General features: G+C 73.5%; 15 protein-coding genes and 1 pseudogene. 8 read left to right on the forward strand and 8 right to left on the reverse strand.

All coding sequences use genetic code 11. From position 1 onward, the window contains the following. The first annotated feature begins 218 nt into the window (after positions 1-218). Complete coding sequence (locus tag FBY22_RS25355) at positions 219-1,229, forward strand: zinc-binding dehydrogenase (protein WP_260845122.1); 1,011 nt, start codon at positions 219-221, stop codon at positions 1,227-1,229. Positions 1,230-1,332: 103 nt separating this feature from the next. Here the strand turns inward: FBY22_RS25355 and FBY22_RS25360 are convergent, their stop codons facing one another. The 3 genes from FBY22_RS25360 to FBY22_RS25370 all read right to left on the reverse strand — a co-directional run bounded on the left by FBY22_RS25360 (position 1,333) and on the right by FBY22_RS25370 (position 4,569). After that, on the reverse strand, positions 1,333-2,322 hold the full coding sequence (locus FBY22_RS25360; RefSeq protein ID WP_142149639.1) for a zinc-binding dehydrogenase: 990 nt from the start codon (positions 2,320-2,322) through the stop codon (positions 1,333-1,335). 70 nt (positions 2,323-2,392) lie between these two features. Beyond that, positions 2,393-3,931 (reverse strand): CYTH and CHAD domain-containing protein, encoded by a 1,539-nt coding sequence (locus tag FBY22_RS25365; protein WP_142149641.1) that lies wholly within the window; start codon positions 3,929-3,931, stop codon positions 2,393-2,395. A gap of 98 nt (positions 3,932-4,029) precedes the next feature. Continuing rightward, complete coding sequence (locus FBY22_RS25370) at positions 4,030-4,569, reverse strand: hypothetical protein (RefSeq protein WP_142149643.1); 540 nt, start codon at positions 4,567-4,569, stop codon at positions 4,030-4,032. Positions 4,570-5,082: 513 nt separating this feature from the next. On the opposite strand from FBY22_RS25370, the gene FBY22_RS25375 reads away from it, so the two are divergent. After that, entirely contained in the window at positions 5,083-6,255 is a 1,173-nt protein-coding gene (locus FBY22_RS25375) for an MFS transporter (RefSeq protein ID WP_142149645.1), read from the forward strand. Between the two features lie 25 nt (positions 6,256-6,280). Here FBY22_RS25375 and FBY22_RS25380 read toward each other — a convergent pair whose 3' ends face one another. Further along, on the reverse strand, positions 6,281-7,045 hold the full coding sequence (locus FBY22_RS25380; protein ID WP_142149647.1) for a hypothetical protein: 765 nt from the start codon (positions 7,043-7,045) through the stop codon (positions 6,281-6,283). Between the two features lie 236 nt (positions 7,046-7,281). Here FBY22_RS25380 and FBY22_RS25385 point away from each other — a divergent pair, with 236 nt between their 5' ends. Together FBY22_RS25385 and pepN are read left to right on the forward strand one after the other, a co-directional pair. Next, positions 7,282-7,467 carry a hypothetical protein gene (locus tag FBY22_RS25385; RefSeq protein ID WP_160159935.1) on the forward strand — a complete coding sequence of 62 codons (186 nt, stop codon included), beginning with the start codon at positions 7,282-7,284 and terminating at the stop codon, positions 7,465-7,467. A 27-nt stretch (positions 7,468-7,494) separates the two neighbouring features. Further along, a complete protein-coding gene (pepN, locus tag FBY22_RS25390) occupies positions 7,495-9,939 on the forward strand; it encodes an aminopeptidase N (protein WP_142149651.1) in 2,445 nt (814 codons plus the stop codon). Positions 9,940-10,003: 64 nt separating this feature from the next. Here the strand turns inward: pepN and FBY22_RS25395 are convergent, their stop codons facing one another. Continuing rightward, positions 10,004-10,459 carry a GNAT family N-acetyltransferase gene (locus FBY22_RS25395; protein ID WP_142149653.1) on the reverse strand — a complete coding sequence of 152 codons (456 nt, stop codon included), beginning with the start codon at positions 10,457-10,459 and terminating at the stop codon, positions 10,004-10,006. A 174-nt stretch (positions 10,460-10,633) separates the two neighbouring features. On the opposite strand from FBY22_RS25395, the pseudogene FBY22_RS25400 reads away from it, so the two are divergent. Next, positions 10,634-10,822, forward strand: a pseudogene (locus FBY22_RS25400) (VOC family protein); the annotation flags it as partial. 49 nt (positions 10,823-10,871) lie between these two features. Next, positions 10,872-11,603, forward strand: coding sequence for a maleylpyruvate isomerase family mycothiol-dependent enzyme (locus FBY22_RS25405; RefSeq protein WP_142149655.1), 732 nt, complete (start codon positions 10,872-10,874; stop codon positions 11,601-11,603). 12 nt (positions 11,604-11,615) lie between these two features. Here FBY22_RS25405 and FBY22_RS25410 read toward each other — a convergent pair whose 3' ends face one another. Continuing rightward, a complete protein-coding gene (locus FBY22_RS25410) occupies positions 11,616-11,993 on the reverse strand; it encodes a MarR family winged helix-turn-helix transcriptional regulator (RefSeq protein ID WP_142149657.1) in 378 nt (125 codons plus the stop codon). Positions 11,994-12,079: 86 nt separating this feature from the next. Here FBY22_RS25410 and FBY22_RS25415 point away from each other — a divergent pair, with 86 nt between their 5' ends. Both FBY22_RS25415 and FBY22_RS25420 read left to right on the forward strand, forming a co-directional pair. After that, positions 12,080-13,564 carry an MFS transporter gene (locus tag FBY22_RS25415; RefSeq protein ID WP_142149659.1) on the forward strand — a complete coding sequence of 495 codons (1,485 nt, stop codon included), beginning with the start codon at positions 12,080-12,082 and terminating at the stop codon, positions 13,562-13,564. A gap of 70 nt (positions 13,565-13,634) precedes the next feature. Further along, positions 13,635-13,919 (forward strand): DUF6332 family protein, encoded by a 285-nt coding sequence (locus FBY22_RS25420; protein ID WP_142149661.1) that lies wholly within the window; start codon positions 13,635-13,637, stop codon positions 13,917-13,919. On the opposite strand, the gene FBY22_RS25425 is transcribed toward FBY22_RS25420, so the two are convergent. Together FBY22_RS25425 and FBY22_RS25430 are read right to left on the reverse strand one after the other, a co-directional pair. Beyond that, positions 13,880-14,545: a response regulator transcription factor gene (locus FBY22_RS25425; RefSeq protein ID WP_142149663.1), complete on the reverse strand. Its 666-nt coding sequence runs from the start codon at positions 14,543-14,545 to the stop codon at positions 13,880-13,882. The genes FBY22_RS25420 and FBY22_RS25425 overlap by 40 nt on opposite strands. Continuing rightward, entirely contained in the window at positions 14,542-15,780 is a 1,239-nt protein-coding gene (locus FBY22_RS25430) for a sensor histidine kinase (RefSeq protein ID WP_142149665.1), read from the reverse strand. The genes FBY22_RS25425 and FBY22_RS25430 overlap by 4 nt, the downstream gene beginning before the upstream one ends. Positions 15,781-16,139 lie beyond the last annotated feature (359 nt).

The following is a 16,139-nucleotide window of genomic DNA, read 5'->3' on the forward strand; positions in this document are numbered from 1 at the left end:
CCGAGGTGGGCTTCAGCGGCTCCCGGCCCACCTCGCAGCCGCTGAAACCCGCCATGCGGAGGGTCAGCACCGAGCCCTTCCGGCCGTGGGCGCGGACCGTCTACATTCTCGATCACCATGAGGCACACGCAGACATACGACACCACGACAGCCCGCGGCGCGCGCGGCCCAACCGCCGCCGGGGGGAGCCTTCTTGTGGGCCCGGCGGACACGCCCCGGTGAGGGCTTTCGTGCTGACCGCGCCCGGGGCGTACGAAGTCCTGGAGGTCGCGGCGCCGGTGGCCGGGCCCGTTGAGGTCGTGGTGGACGTGGAGCGGGTGGGCGTCTGCGGGACGGACATGGAGTTCTTCACCGGCGCGATGGCCTATCTCCACCAGGGGCACTCGGCGTATCCGATGCGGCTGGGGCACGAGTGGGCGGGCCGGGTCGCGGCGGTGGGCGAGGGCGTCGACCCCGCGTGGCTGGGCCGCCGGGTCATGGGCGACACGATGCTCGGCTGCGGTGGCTGCCGCCGTTGCCTACGGGGCCTGCAGCACGTGTGCGAGAGGCGGCAGGAGGTCGGCGTCCGCGCCGGCCGGCCCGGCGCCTTGGCGGAGCAACTGGCCGTGCCCGCCTCCTCGTTGCACGCCCTGCCCGACTCCGTCGACGCCACGCTCGGGGCCCTCGTGGAGCCTGGCGGCAACGCGTTGCGCGCCGCTCGGGCCACGGCCGTGGGCCCCGGCGACCGGGCGCTCGTCCTGGGTCCGGGGACGATCGGGCTGCTGACCGCGATGTTCCTGCGCGTCACCGGCGCGGAGGTGCACCTCGCCGGTCTCACGGAAGCGTCCCTGTCGTTCGCACGCGACCTGGGTTTCGCGCACGTGTGGCCGGAGGACTCCGTCCCCGGCCTTCCCTTCGACGCGGTCGTCGACGCCACGAACGCGGCCCATCTGCCGCGCAGGGCGGTTGAGTTGGTGGAGCCGGCCGGTCGCGTGGTCTGCATAGGACTGTCCGGCGGACCCAGCCGGGTCGACACCCGCGCGCTCGTCCTGAAGGACGTGACCGCGATCGGCATCCTGTCCGCCTCCCCCGGCCTGGCCGCCACCATCCGGGCGTACGCCGAGGGGGCGGTGGATCCCCGGCCGCTGGTGGCGGCGACGGTGGGGCTGACGGAGGTCGGCGCGGTACTGGCGGGAGAACGACCGCCCGGAGCCGGGGCGGGACCGAAGATCCAGGTGGATCCCCGGTAGTCGGCGCTGAGCAGTGCCCTGCGCGCCGCCGCGGAGGGCGCCGATTGCGCGTGCGCCGACGTCGGCCCCGGCGCCGTACGAAATTCCCTGAAGTGTCTGCCTCTTAGGGCAGCATCACGAGCTTGCCTGCGGCCTGGTCTTCCTCCATGTACCGGTGGGCGGTGACGATCTCGTCCAGGGCGAACACACGGTGCACGTTGGGCCGGTAGGTGCCGGCCTCGACCTCCCGGACGACCCGCTGGAGCACGGACGCCCCGGCGCTGCCCTTGATGTCGTCGCTGTGGAAGGCCGTGAGCCGGGTGCCGGACGGGATCATGGCGATCGGCTCGAAGTCCGGGATCAGCCAGCCGCTGAGCGAGCCCGACATGCACACCGTGCCGCCCCGGCGCACCAGTCGCAGTGAGTCCACGAGCGTGTCCGCCCCGACCAGGTCCAGCACATGGTCGGGGCCCTCGGGCCAGATCTCGCGCAGCCTCTTCTCCAACGGCTCCCCGTCGTCCAGGAGTTCGTGGTCGACGCCGGCCGCGGTGAGCGCGTCCGCCTTGTCCGGGCGCCGGGTCGTGGCGGCGGTCTCCAGCCCGTGCCCGGCCGCGATGGACGCGGCCGCCATCCCCACCGAGGAGGTGCCGCCGCGGATCAACAACCGTCCCGGGACGCCCGGTTCGATGCCCAGGGCGTCCAGGGAGCCCCGGGCGGTCAGGTACGTCTCGGGCAGCGCGGCCAGGACGTCCCAGGGCAGGGTGGTGGCGAGCGGCATCAAAAGGGGGTTCGGCAGCAGCGCGTACTCCGCGTAGCCGCCGTCGAACTCCCGGCCCATCTCGCCCATCACCGCCGCGACGGTGGTGCCTTCGGGCAGTCGCGGATCGGTCGAGACGGCCACGACTCCCACGCACTCGATCCCCAGCACACGCGGGAACGTCACACTCGGCGAGTGCCCCTGACGGGTCCTCAGCTCCGAGCGGTTGAGGCCCGCGCCCTTCACCCGCACCAGGCTCCAGCCCTCCCGTACCTCCGGCACCGGCAGCTCACGGACCTCCAGCACCTCCGGGCCGCCCGGCCGGACACAGACCGCGGCTCGCATCGTCGCAACCATTGCCACTCCCCCAAGTCGAAGCGTCGTCGCCCTCGACCGTAGGCGACCGTGCTCGCGGTGGCTCGTGGATTCAGCGAGCGAGTCGCTTGCGCAGGCGTCGCTTCGAGGCGTCCGCCCAGGCGGCCGGCAGCTGCCGCTCGCGCTCGGCGGCCGCGGCCTGCTCCTGGCCGTAGAGCAGGCCCCAGGTGAAACCGGGCTCCCCCGCGGCGTGCGCGGCCACGGCCAGCTTCCGCAGGGTGTCACGTGCCACGACGCTGTCCTGGTGATCCCCGAGGACCTTCTGCACGGCCTTCACGCGTTTGCCGAGCCGCTTCGCGGGGGCGCCGAGCGAGGCACGCGCAGGTTCGGTGGCGTAGCGCGTCTTCTTGGCGGCCCTGCGGGCCTCGTGCAGGGCCTTGTCGAGGTCCTTCCCCGGCGGCAGGTCCAGCGCGTGCGCCATGCGCGCTGCCAGGCGGTCGTACTCCTTGAGGATCGCCTTGGGCATCGCCTTGCGCGGCTTGCGGCCTGCCTTGCGGCGCAGTGGGGGCTGCTGGGTCAGCGTGGCGAGGGAGTCCAGCAGGGCGAGGTAGCGGGGCGAGTTCAGGGCGTCGAGGGTGCGTCGGCGCCCCTCGGCGGTACCGGCGACGTGCCACGCCTTCAGCCGGGCGGCGACCGGTCCGAGGACCAGCTCCGGGGGCGCGGCGCCGACGCGCGCGTCGAGGCGTTCTTCGAGGACCTCGCGGTCGCGGGCCTCGGCCAGCTCCCCGCCCAGCCATTTCAGGTCCTCGCGGATCGGGTCGGTGATCTCCCGGTCCAGTACGGACCGGTACGACCGCAGGACGCTGCGCAGCCGGCGGCAGGCGACGCGGAACTTGTGGACCGAGTCGGGCAGGTCGCGCCGTACCGCGGGATCGAGGGCCACGAGGGTGCGCACCTGCTCGTCGACGTAGCGGAGGACCTTGTCTCCCGCCGAGCCGGGTACGACCCGCTCGGCGCGGGCGTCCGGCAGGCGTGGCGCGCTGAGTCCCGTCTCCTCCAGGGCCCGGGCCAGCTTGGAGGGGTGGGCCGCCCGTTCGATGCCGCTCTTGCGCAGCGCCTTCTCCACGAGGTCCAGCACCGCGGGATCGGCGTCCTCGGCGAGCTCGACCTCCATCTCGGTCCAGGCGGCCAGGGTGGTGGTGCCGCCCAGGGACTCGGCGCGGACGCTGTCGACGGTCAGCTCGGCCAGCACCTTCTCGTCGGGACCGACGAGGTGCCGGGTGCTGCGGGTGGACCGGACACGGACGACGGGGGCCAGCGGCGCCCCGCGGGTGCGGGAGAGGGCGAGGTCGCGCAGGTCGTCCGGGACCGTCTGGGACAGCGGCGCCTGGACCTCCTCCCGGCTGTCTCCGGCAAGGGGCAGCTTCAGGTGCCAGCCGGCATCGGGCCCGCCCGTCCTGCGCCGCAGCGTGGCCGACGCGCCGGCCAGGCGCAGGTCCTCGGTGTCGTGGTACACGGCGTCCAGGTCCTCGGAACCCCGCTCCACGACCGACACCACGCCGTCCGCGCCGGTGAGTTCGCGGAGCCACGCCGTGTCGCCGGCCGACGGAGCGGCGTACTTTCGCTCTGTCTCACGCTTCGACTGGGTCATATATGTCGCGTGGCCGCATCCGGGCCGCTCAAACACCCCGCGGGCCTCGCTCACCTACGCGGCCGTGCCGCACGGGCGGGGAGCGGAGGGGCGCGGATTCAGCGGGGTGTTCTGGCGAAGGTGTACGGCGCGGAGACGAACGAGCTGTGATGGTCGGCCGCGCGCAGGGCGGCCGTCAGGCGCTCGCGCGGCTTGAGGCCGAGCCCGGCCGTGGCGTGCAGGGCGCCCAGCGCCAGGTCGTCGCCGCAGCCCACGGCTGCGTAGCCCGCGGCGGGCTCGCCGACCTGGTAGTCGTCGTGGATCTCGAAGAGTCGGCCCTGGACGCCGACGAGGAAGGCGCCGGCCTGTTCCTGTTCGGAGTCCTTGCGGGCCCATCCGCCCTCCTTGAGGCAGGTGCGCACCGCGTCGACGAAGGTCGTGACCATGAAACGGTCGAGATCGCCCTCGGGGTGCGGGGCCTGGAAGGCGTGGTGCAGGAGCTGGCCCATGCGGAACGAGGTGGTGAAGCCGAGTACGTAGGGGCCGTTGGTGAAGACCTTCGGGTCGCGGCGGATGGTGAGCTGCGAGCCGCTGCTGCCCGCGGAATCGCCCGCGAGGTGGACGCGCCGTCGATGGACCAGGCCGACGATGACGGTCAAGTCACCACCTCCACGCGTTCGTTGGGACTTCGCAGTGCTCCATGGTCTCGTTCTGCCCGCCGGCCGGGCGGATCTACCGCTTCCGTGCCCTTCCCGGAAGCCGCCGCGCCCTTCCCGAAAGCGCTCCGCGTCCTTCCCGGAAGCGTGCCGTCTCCCTCCCGGAAGGGTGCCGCCTCCCTCCCGAAAGCCAGCCGCCCCCTCCCGAAAGCGCGCCGCCCCCTCCCGAAAGCGCGCCGCCTCCCTCCCGGAAGCCAGCCGCCTCCCTCCCGGAAGCCACGCCGCCTCCCTCCCAAAAGCGCGCCGTCTCCCTCCCGAAAGCCAGCCACCTCCCTCCCGAAAGCCAGCCGCCCCCCTCCCGAAAGCGCGCCGCCTCCCTCCCGAAAGCCAGCCACCTCCCTCCCGGAAGCCACGCCGCCTCCCTCCCGGATGCGAACCCCGCCCTTGTCCCCGCCGTCGGACCTCGCCTAGCCTGAGTTTGTGCCGCAAGTAAACAAAGCCCGATCGCACAGCGCCGTGCCGGGCCCCCGCAGCGACCTCGCCCGGCTCCGTGTCGTCCTCACGGTCTTCTTCGCCCTCGACGGCTTCGTCTTCGCCGGCTGGGTCGTCCGCATCCCCGCGATCAAACAGCAGACGGGCGCCTCCGCCAGCGCCCTCGGTCTGGCCCTGCTCGGCGTCTCCGCCGGCGCGGTCGTCACGATGATGCTCACCGGCCGCCTCTGCCGGCGCTTCGGCAGCCACCCGGTCACCGTCGTCTGCGGCGTCCTGCTCTCGCTGAGCGTCGCGCTGCCCCCGCACACCCACTCGGCGCTCGCCCTGGGCCTCGTCCTCCTGCTCTTCGGCGCCGCCTACGGCGGCATCAACGTCGCCTTCAACAGCGCGGCCGTCGACCTCGTCACCACACTGCGCCGGCCGATCATGCCCAGTTTCCATGCCGCGTTCAGCCTGGGCGGCATGATCGGCGCCGGGCTCGGCGGGCTGGTCGCCGGGCAGCTCTCCCCCGCGTGGCACCTATTCGGCCTGACCCTCGTCGGGCTGCTGGTGACCGCCGTCGCCGGACGCGCCCTGCTGCGCATCGAGCCGCCCCGACCCGCCGACCGGCCGGCCGACGCCCCGTACGACGGCCCACGCCGACCGGACGCCCGCACCCGTGGGCTGGTCGTCGTCTTCGGCCTCATCGCCCTGTGCACGGCGTACGGCGAGGGCGCCATGGCCGACTGGGGCGCCCTGCACCTCGAACAGGACCTCGGCGGCTCCCCCGGGGCCGCCGCCCTCGGGTACTCCTGCTTCGCGCTCGCCATGACGGCCGGGCGGCTGACCGGCACGACCCTGCTCGAACGGCTCGGCCGTACCCGTACCGTCGTCGTCGGCGGGAGCACCGCCGCGGCCGGCATGCTGACCGGGGCCCTGGCGCCCTCCCTCTGGGCGGCGCTGGTGGGCTTCGCCGTCACCGGCCTCGGCCTCGCCAACCTCTTCCCGGTCGCCGTGGAACGCGCCGGGACGCTCGCGGGCCCCAGCGGGGTCGCGATCGCCTCCACCCTCGGCTACGGCGGCATGCTGCTGGGCCCGCCGGCCATCGGCTTCATGGCGGACTGGTTCTCGCTTCCCGCGGCGCTGACCAGCGTCGCGATACTGGCCGCGGTCGCCGCGCTCATCGGCTTCGCGACCCGGCGGGCGACGGCGCCCTGACCCGGCCCGGCGGTTCCGGACGCGGTCAGCGGTCCCGCAGTCGTACGAGGTGGTACAGCACCGGTATCGCGGTGGTGTGGTTCTCCCGCAGCGTGGGCCGCAGGAAGCGGTAGAAGCTCGGCTTGCCGAACTGGCGCAGCGCCGCGGCGGGCAGGCTGAGGTCCCAGCGGGCGTGGGCGACGTGGGTGTAGGGCGAGGCGTCGGCGTCGAGGGGTTCGAGCAGCAGGGCGTTGTCCAGGCCGGTCTCGGTGGCGTACCAGCCGGTGAGGTGCTCCCAGAGTTCGGCGACGCGTCGCGGGTCCTCGCCGGCGAGGTAGTGGAAGAGGAACAGTCCCTGCCGGGTGCGGTCGACGTCGGCCACGCACTTGCCGCAGCGGGCGGTGAGCACCTGCATCTCCCGGCCGTGGTGTTCGAGTCGTCTGCGCAGGTCGCGGTAGGCGGCGGTGCGCTGCACGGCCGGGATGTCCTGCGGCGTCCTGGTCTCCACGAGCACGGCCACGTCGTGGGGGGCGCGGGGCGGCCCGTCCGGTGGGTTCCAGCCGATCGCCGGTGCCGTGGCGGCCGCCCGGTACACGCTGGCCCGCTTGACCTCGGCCAGGCTGGCCAGGTCCTCGGCCTCGGCGCGCAGCATGTCGAGCAGGAGCGCCCGGTCGCGGTGGTGGCCCGGCCTGCCGGGTCCGGCCGCCGACGGCAGGAGCGTCGCGGCGAGGTGGAGGTAGCCCGACGGCGGCGGCTCGGTGAGCGGGGCCGGGTGGAACTTCGGGCGGGGGTGGACGAGGGTGACGCTCATGGGATCTCCCGCGGGGCGGTGTCTTCCCTGGTGTCCTGGCACCTACCCGATGGCAGCCGCCTCACGCCCCCGCCACGGCCCCGGCCCACTCGCGGCGCCGCGCTCATCCGCAGGGGTTCCTCTCCGCGTTCGCCGCTCTGCCCGACCGCTCCAGCGGCATCGCCTCCGCCCTGACGGATTTGGCCGCGGACACGTCACTCTTCTCCGCCCCGGGCGTCCTGGGACCGTTCCGCCGGGTGGCCGCCACGGTGCCGGCCCGCGGCGCCTTCCTCGCCGAGCGCGGCATCGCCCCGGACGCCGTCCTCACCCTCGACGCCTTCCGTGAACTGCCCCTGTCCGATGTGGAGTCGAGGCCCCGCGGGGCGCGCACCCCCGGCTGGCGAAAATGCCTGCGGTCCCCTGCCCGGACCGACGTACTCTGACCTCCGCTGTCTGCCGAGGGAGAACACATGGGGATCCGTAGCCTGACCCGTAGCGAAGCCGAGCGACGGGCCGCGCTGCTCACGGTCGAGCGGTACGACGTGGAGATCGACCTCACCGCTCTGCCCACCGGGCCGGAGGTCCGCTGCGTCTCCACCATCACCTTCACCTGCCACGAGGCGGGCGCCGAGACCTTCGTGGACTGCGCGGCCCAGGTGCGCGGCGCCACGCTGAACGGCGCCGCACTCGCCCCCGGTGACGACGGCCGCATCCCGCTGCCCGCCCTGGCCGGGCACAACGTGCTGCGCGTGGAGAGCGTCCAGTCCGACACGGCCGCCGGTCCGGGGGTGCACCGGGCCGTCGATCCCGCGGACGGCGAGGTCTACGTGTGGATGAGCTTCGAGCCGGACGAGGCCCGGTTCGTGTGGGCGTGCTTCGACCAGCCCGACCTCAAGGCCCCGCACGCCTTCACGGTCACGGCCCCGGCCGCCTGGACCGTGACCAGCAACTCCGGTGACGCCCGCGTCGAGGACCTGGGCGGGTCCCGGCGCTGGACCTACCCGGACACCCCGCCGCTGTCGGTGTACAACACCGTCGTCAACGCGGGCCCCTTCCACGAGATCCGCCGCGAGGCCGACGGCCGCGACCTGGGCCTGTACGCCCGCCGCTCGCTCGCCGAGGTCCTCGACCGCGACGCCGACGAGATCTTCACCCTCACCCGCCAGGGCCTCGCCTTCTACGGCGAGGCCTTCGCCATGCCGTTCCCGCAGCGCCGCTACGACCAGGTGTTCATGCCGGAGTTCGGCGGCGCGATGGAGAACTACGGCTGCGTGACCTGGTCGGACGCCTTCCTGCGGCGGGCCGAACCGACGCCCGCCGAGCGGGAGTTGCTCGCCGTCGTGCTGCTGCACGAGATGGCGCACATGTGGTTCGGCAACATCGTCACCATGCGCTGGTGGGACGACCTGTGGCTGAACGAGGCGTTCGCGGAGTTCGCCTGTCACTGGGCAGCCGAGGGCGCCACCCGCTACACCGACGCGTGGGCGGGCCATCTGGCGGCCGACAAGCTCAGGGCGTACCTGGCCGACCAGGGTCCCGCCTCGCACCCGATCCACCAGCCCATCCACGACGTCGCCCAGGCCGCGTCCATCTTCGACAGCATCACCTACCCCAAGGGCGCCTCCGTCCTGCAGCAGCTCATGACGTACGTCGGCGAGGACCGCTTCCGGGCGGGCATGGCCGCCTACTTCGCCCGCCACGCCTGGGGCAACACCTCGCTCCAGGACCTCGTCGACGCCCTCGCCGAGGCCGGCGGGCGCGACCTGGACGCGTGGCGCGCCGCCTGGCTGGAGAGGGCGGGCACCGACCGGTTCTCCCTGGAGCGGGACGGCGAGAGCGTGACGCTGGTGGCCGCCGACACTCCTCGCCCGCAGGTGCTGGCCGTCGGCGCGTACCAGCGGAAGGGCGGTGACGGCGAGGCGCTGGAGCGCGCCGCGCTGGTGCGCGTCGAGGTGACCGGGTCCCGGACCCCCGTGACCGGCCTGCCGCCCACCGCGGACCTGCTGCTCGTCAACGACGACGACCTCACCTTCGCCACGACCCGCCCCGACCCCACGACGAGGGACGCCTTCTTCGGTACGGCGGCACAGCTGCCCACCGCCATCTCCCGTGGCGTGGCCGTGTCCACGGTGTGGGACATGCTGGTCACCGGCGAGGCCACGGCGGCGGAGGCCGGACGGTGCGTCACCGCGGTGCTGTCGGCCGAGACGTCCGACGCCGTGATCGAGCCGTATCTGGACCTCGCCGCGAACATCGCCGAACTGTGGGCGCCGCCCGCCGAGCGCGCCGGGCTGACGGCGGCGGTGGCCGCGGCCTGTCGCGAACTGGCCGCGGACCCCGGCCGCCGGCAGGTGGCGCTGCGCGGTCTGGCCCGCACCGCGACGGGCCCGGACGACCTGGCCTGGCTGCGCGAGCGGGCGGGCGACGACGTGGACCTGCGCTGGCGTGCGCTGGTCCGCGAGGCGGAGCTGGGCGGGGACGTCGCCGCCGAGACCGCGCTGCTGCTCGAACACGATCCGGACCCCGACGCCCGGATCCGCGCCCTCGCCGTACGCGCCGCCCGGCCCGACGCCGCAGCGAAGGCCGAGGTCTGGCAGCGGCTGGCCGTGGACCGCGAGGTCCCCGTCTCCGCGGTCGGCCAGATCGCGACGGCCTTCTGGCGCCCGGACCAGGACGATCTGCTGGCCCCCTACACCCAGCTGTACCTGGAGGCGATCCCCCAGCTGCACGTCGGCGGGATGATCCCGGCGATGGGCTACACCCGGCACCTGTTGTCCCCGTACGCCGTCGATGCCGACTACCTCGACAAGGCCCGCCAGGCCTCCGCCGAGGCGCCCCCGGTGGTCCGCACCACCCTCCTGGAGCGTTCGGACGCCATCGCCCGCATGCTCCGGGCCCGCGCCGGGGCCGCCTGACGGACCCGGCCCCTTCGCCCACGCCCGGCCGGGACTCCTCGGGGATCCCGGCCGCCGTCCGCCCTCAGGGGTTCCGGGCGGGGGCCGGGGCGCGCAGCATGAAGACGTCGACCGGGTCCTCGCTCTGCGGCTCGAAGCCGAACCGCTCGTAGAGGCGTCGCGCCGGGCTGCCCTGCAGCACGTTCAGGCGGACGGGGACACCGGCACGGTCGCACCGTCCCAGCAGTTCGCGCAGCACCGCCGATCCGATGCCGCGCCCCTGGAGAGGTGGGTCGAGGAGGAAGTGCTCCAGCCAGTGCGCGTCCTCGGCGGGCCGCAGGGCCACGCAGCCGGCGAACGCGCCGTCGACCTCGATGATCGAGGTGTGCGCCGGTTCGAATCCGTCCCGCAACCGCTGCCGCACCCGGTGCTCGTCGTACCGCCCGAGTCGCTCCAGATGGGGCCGCATCACCACGGCCCGCAACTCCACCACCGGCTCGAGATCCGCCCACGTCGCCGACCGTATGTCCCAGTCCTCCATGATCACCACGCTAACGGGACGGACCGGGGCGGTACGCAGGCGTCCGTCATTCAGGACGGAGCCCGGCCTACTTGCCGCCTGGCGTCGGTGTCCTGCGAGCGATCCGGAAAGGCAGGGCCGTCATGTCCGAGCAGCGTCGAGGAAGGCCCCCGTGTCGTCGGTGACGACCCAGGGCGCGACCCCTTCGGCCACATCTGGTGGGTGGTCGCCCGCGTCGAGGACGTCTCCGAGGAGGAGATGTGGAAGCGGCTGCGGGAGCCTGGGTACGCCGAGGTCGTGCGCGTGTCCCTGGAAACGTTCGACGCCGAACTCGGCGGCCGGAGCCGGGGGCGCGGCAGCGCCCCGGTGCGGACGACCGGCTGACGGAACGGTCGCCTTCGGCCGGCCGCGCTCCGTCCGGCACAATCCCCTCATGGAGACAGCGGAGTTCTTGGAGACCCTGGACCGGGAGGGCCGGCTGCTGGCCGCGGCCGCCGAGCGGGCCGGCACCGACGCCAAGGTGCCGACCTGTCCGGACTGGACGGTACGGGATCTGCTGCGGCACACCGGGGTGGTGCACCGCTGGGCGGCCGGCTTCGTCGGCGAGGGGCACGCCTCGCCCCGCCCCATGGGCGATCCGCCCGGGCTCGACGGCGCCGAGCTGCTCGCCTGGTTCCGTGCGGGGCATCGGGCTCTCGTCGAGACCCTCGCCGCCGCCCCGTCCGACGTGGAGTGCTGGCACTTCCTGCCCGCGCCGTCCCCGCTCGCGTTCTGGACCCGGCGGCAGGCACACGAGACGACCGTGCACCGGATCGACGCCGAGGCGGCACGCGGCGGGGCGCCCGGCGAGATCGCGAGCGAGTTCGCCGCGGACGGTGTCGACGAGCTGCTGAGGGGGTTCCACGCCCGCGCCAGGAGCAGGGTCCGCAGCGAGCGGCCCCGGGTCCTCCGGGTTCGGGCGACGGACGTCGACGGCGCGGTGTGGACCGTACGCCTGGCCGCCGAGCCGCCGGTGACCGTGCGGGACGACAGCGGTGCCGCCGACTGCGAAGTGGCCGGGCCCGCCGCGCAGTTGTACCTGTCCCTGTGGAACCGGCTGCCGTTCCCGAGCGTGACCGGGGACGCCTCGGTCGCCGCGCTGTGGCGCGAGAGGTCCGCCGTCTGAGGCCGAGAGCCCTCAGCCCGCCAGCATCTTCGTCAGGACCGCGCGCTGTACCGGCAGCACCTCGCCGTACAGCGCGCGCCCCTTCTCCGTGAGCGCCACCCGCACGCCCCTGCGGTCCTCGGGGCACATGGCGCGGTCGACCAGACCGTCCTTCTCCAGCCGGGCGATCAGGCGCGACAACGCGCTCTGGCTCAGATGGACCCGCTCGGCGATCTCCTGCACGCGGTAGGTGCAGGACTCGCCGGACAGCACGTCGAGCACCTCGAAGTCGCTGGCACACAGGCCGTGTCGGTGCAGTGCGCGGTCGAGTTCGCACTGGGTGCGGGCATGCAGCGCGAGGATGTCCCGCCACTGGTCCACGAGCGCCTGCTCGGCCTTCTTCGCCGCCATGGCCGCACCGTAGCAGAGAAACGAATTCATTGCATTGGAATTAAATGCGTTTGCATTCGATGCATGCGCATGTAGTGTCTGTGGACATGACCTCTCCGCTCACCAACCCCGCGGCCCCGGTTTCGGCGGTCCGCTGGACTCCCCGGCTGTGGGGCACCCTGCTGGTGCTGTGCGCCGCGATGTTCCTGGACGCCCTCGACGTGTCGATGGTCGGCGTCGCCCTGCCGTCCATCGGCTCCGACCTCGGCCTGTCCACCTCGACCCTGCAGTGGATCGTCAGCGGCTACATCCTGGGTTACGGCGGTCTGCTCCTGCTCGGCGGCCGCACCGCCGACCTGCTCGGCCGGCGCCAGGTCTTCCTGATCGCCCTGGGTGTCTTCGCGCTCGCCTCGCTGCTGGGCGGCCTCGTCGACTCCGGCCCGCTGCTGATCGCCAGCCGGTTCGTCAAGGGACTCAGCGCCGCCTTCACGGCACCGGCGGGACTGTCCATCATCACCACGACCTTCGCCGAGGGACCGCTGCGCAACCGCGCCCTGTCGATCTACACCACCTGCGCGGCCACCGGCTTCTCCATGGGCCTGGTCCTCTCCGGACTGCTGACGGAGGCCAGTTGGCGCCTGACCATGCTGCTGCCCGCGCCGATCGCCCTGATCGCGCTGCTGGCCGGCCTGAAGCTGCTGCCGCGCAGCGAACGCGAGAAGGACCACAACGGCTACGACATCCCCGGCGCCGTTCTCGGCACCGCCTCGATGCTGCTGCTGGTCTTCACCGTCGTGCAGGCACCCCAGGCCGGCTGGGCCTCGGCCCGCACCCTGCTGTCCTTCCTGGCCGTAGCCGTCCTGCTGACCGTGTTCGTCCTGGTCGAGCGCCGCTCCCCCGGCCCGCTGATCCGGCTCGGCGTACTGCGCTCCGGCAGCCAGATCCGCGCCCAGCTCGGCGCGGTGGCCTTCTTCGGCTCGTACGTCGGCTTCCAGTTCCTGACCACCCTCTACATGCAGTCGCTGCTGGGCTGGTCGGCGCTGCACACGGCGCTCGCCTTCCTGCCCGCGGGCGCGCTGGTCGCGGTGTCCTCCACCAAGGTGGGCTCGATCGTCGACCGGTTCGGCACCCAGCGGCTGATCGCGGCGGGCTTCGCCCTGATGGTGCTCGGGTACGCGCTGTTCCTGCGCGTCGATCTCGACCCCGTCTACGCCGCCGTCATCCTGCCGTCGATGCTGCTCATCGGCGCGGCCTGCGCACTGGTCTTCCCCTCGCTCAACATCCAGGCCACGAACGGCGTCGAGGACCACGAGCAGGGCATGGTCTCCGGTCTGCTCAACACCTCGGTGCAGGTGGGCGGCGCGATCTTCCTGGCCGTGGTGACAGCGGTGGTGACCGCCCACGCGCCGCAGCACGCCACCGCCCAGAGCGTGCTGGACAGCTACCGGCCCGGCTTCCTGGTCGTCACCGGGGTCGCGGCGGCAGGCCTGCTCATCACCCTCACCGGCCTGCGCACCCGCCGGCCGGCACACTCGGTGGTCGTCGCCAAGTCCACCTCCCTGGAGGCGGATCGCGTGCCCGTACGCGACTAGAGGGAGTCTCCATGCTTGCGCCCGGCGGGAGTTGGTTGCCCGCCGGGCGCACGGCTGTGAGACTGAACGGATGGACGGGCACGGGGGACGGCCGCACAAGGCCGAGCGGGACGCACTGACCGTGGAGGTCGGATTCGCGCTGGTCAGTGCGGCTTTCCTGGCCGCCTTGGTGTTCGCGGCCGTCGTCGGCCCGGCGTTCCTCTTCGGCCTGCCCGACCTGCTGTCGGCGCTGCTGTTTCAGGTGGGCCTGGCGCTCGCCCCGGTCGTGTTCGTCGTCCGGGTCGTGTACGTCCTGGTGGATTTCCGGCGTGGCGCTCAGCCCAGCCAGCCCGGCCGGACCAGTCCCGACTCGTAGGCGAGGACCACCAGTTGGGCCCGGTCGCGGGCGCCCAGTTTGACCATCGTACGGCTGACGTGGGTCTTCGCGGTGAGCGGGCTGACGACCAGGCGGCGGGCGATCTCCTCGTTGGACAGACCGATGCCGACCAGCGCCATCACCTCCCGTTCACGCTCGGTGAGTTCGGCGAGGGCGTCCACGGCGGCGGGCTCCTTCGAGCGGGCCGCGAACTCGGCGATCAGCCGCCGCGTCACCCCCGGGGAGAGCAGGGCGTCCCCCTCGACCACCGCCCGCACCGCGCGCAGCAGTTCCTCCGGTTCGGTGTCCTTGACCAGGAAGCCCGAGGCGCCCGAGCGGATCGCCTCGAAGACGTACTCGTCGAGTTCGAACGTGGTCAGCATGACCACCTTCACCTCGCCCGGAGCGGTGTCCCCGGTGATGCGGCGGGTCGCGGCAAGACCGTCCAGCACCGGCATGCGGATGTCCATCAGCACGACGTCGGGGCGCAGTTCACCCACCTTGCGCAGCGCCTCCTCGCCGTCGGCGGCCTCCCCGGCCACCTCGATGTCCGGTTGCGCGTCGAGCAGCGCCCGGAAGCCTGCCCGTACCAGTGACTGGTCGTCGGCGAGCAGTACACGGATCACCGGTCGTCCTCCTTCGCCGCGGGCTTCAACGGCAGTACGGCGAGCACCCGGAAGCCCCCGTCGGGGCGCGGGCCCGCCTCGATCGTGCCACCCAGGGCGGCGGCCCGCTCACGCATTCCGGCCAGGCCGTTGCCGCTGCCGCCGGCGTCCGCGCCGGTGGCGGGGCCGTCGTCGTCGACCCGCAGCCGCAGCGCCCCGGCATCGTGGCCGACGCGCACGCGCGCGTGCCGTGAGCCGGAGTGCCGTACGACGTTGGTGAGCGCCTCCTGCACGATGCGGAACGCGGCCAGGTCCGTGCCCGGCGCGAGCCGCGGCGGCGCCCCCTCCACGTCCACCGTCAGACCGGCGCTCGCCGCCTGCTGCACCAGCTCCGGCAGCCGGTCCAGGCCCGGCGCGGGCGCGCGCGGCGCGTCTCCGGGCGTACGGAGCGTGTCGAGGACGTGGCGGACCTCGCCGAGCGCCTCCTTGCTGGCGGACTTGATGGTCGTGAGCGCGGCGCGCGCCTGCTCGGGGTCGGTGTCGAGCAGAGCCAGGCCGACACCCGCCTGCACGTTGATCACCGAGATGCTGTGCGCGAGGACGTCGTGGAGTTCGCGGGCGATGCGCAGCCGCTCCTCGTCGGCCCGGCGCCGCGTCGCCTGTGCCCGTTCGGCCCGGTCGCGGGCCCACTGCTCACGGCGGGCGCGGGCGAGTTCCGCCAGCGCCACGACCGCCGCGACCCAGGCGGCGATCACGCCCTCCTGCGCCCAGGACGCGGGGTGGCCCCCGGCCGGCGGCAGCCATCGGTACAGCCAGTGGGCCACCAGCACATGCCCCGCCCACAGCATGCCGACCGCGCCCCAGGCCGCCCTGCGGTGCCCCGCGACGACGGCGCTGAAGCAGGCCACGACGACGGTGAGGAACACGGGCCCGTACGGATACCCCGCACCCAGGTAGGCCAGCACGGCGGCCGCCGTGCCGAACACCACCGCCACCGGGTACCGGCGCCGCCACAGGAGCAGCCCCGACGCGACCAGCAGCAGCGCCCATGCGAAGACGTCCAGATCCGCCCGTTCGCCGTGCTGCCGGTGGGCGGCGAAATGGGAGCCGAACAGCACGAAGGCCGTGAGCAGCACGGTGGAGCGCCACGGCCACCGGGCCGCCCGCTCCGCCTCGCCGCGGCGGGCGGCCCACGGCGGCCCGTGCCGCCCCCGCCACGGCGGGCCGCCCCCGCGCACGCCCTGCTGCTCGTCCATGACGGCCACGCTAGACGCCGTCACGCCCGGTGGGCGTCAGCCGGGCGAGGTGATCACACGTACTCCCCGGGAAGTACGACAGGTGAGTCGCTGTGGGCGCGCACATCCGCATCGACCGGGTAGTGCGGCAGGTGGGGTCGCTGTGGGCGCGCCCATCCGGATCGAGGCGCGACGGCCTGACGGGGCGACGAGGCGCGGCAGCGCGGTCGACGAGGCACGGCGGCGCGGTGGACGAGGCACGGCTGCCCGACGGGGCGAACCATACGCGGCTGCGCGGTGGACTAGGCACGGCTGCCCTGGCTGACATACGCGCGCCTGCCCGAGCGAACGGGCGCAGCCGCCCAGGCCGAAGTGGGCGC

Source organism: Streptomyces sp. SLBN-31, from assembly GCF_006715395.1.
In the GTDB taxonomy this organism is placed as follows: Bacteria; Actinomycetota; Actinomycetes; order Streptomycetales; family Streptomycetaceae; genus Streptomyces.

Bases quoted from the DNA above. Each gene is read 5' to 3' on its own strand.
- FBY22_RS25360 (WP_142149639.1), bottom strand. From the start codon at position 2,322: ATGGTTGCGACGATGCGAGCCGCGGTCTGTGTCCGGCCGGGCGGCCCG.
- FBY22_RS25365 (WP_142149641.1), bottom strand. From the start codon at position 3,931: ATGACCCAGTCGAAGCGTGAGACAGAGCGAAAGTACGCCGCTCCGTCG.
- FBY22_RS25380 (WP_142149647.1), bottom strand. From the start codon at position 7,045: ATGAGCGTCACCCTCGTCCACCCCCGCCCGAAGTTCCACCCGGCCCCG.
- pepN (WP_142149651.1), top strand. From the start codon at position 7,495: ATGGGGATCCGTAGCCTGACCCGTAGCGAAGCCGAGCGACGGGCCGCG.
- FBY22_RS25395 (WP_142149653.1), bottom strand. From the start codon at position 10,459: ATGGAGGACTGGGACATACGGTCGGCGACGTGGGCGGATCTCGAGCCG.
- FBY22_RS25405 (WP_142149655.1), top strand. From the start codon at position 10,872: ATGGAGACAGCGGAGTTCTTGGAGACCCTGGACCGGGAGGGCCGGCTG.
- FBY22_RS25410 (WP_142149657.1), bottom strand. From the start codon at position 11,993: ATGGCGGCGAAGAAGGCCGAGCAGGCGCTCGTGGACCAGTGGCGGGAC.
- FBY22_RS25415 (WP_142149659.1), top strand. From the start codon at position 12,080: ATGACCTCTCCGCTCACCAACCCCGCGGCCCCGGTTTCGGCGGTCCGC.
- FBY22_RS25420 (WP_142149661.1), top strand. From the start codon at position 13,635: ATGGACGGGCACGGGGGACGGCCGCACAAGGCCGAGCGGGACGCACTG.
- FBY22_RS25430 (WP_142149665.1), bottom strand. From the start codon at position 15,780: ATGGACGAGCAGCAGGGCGTGCGCGGGGGCGGCCCGCCGTGGCGGGGG.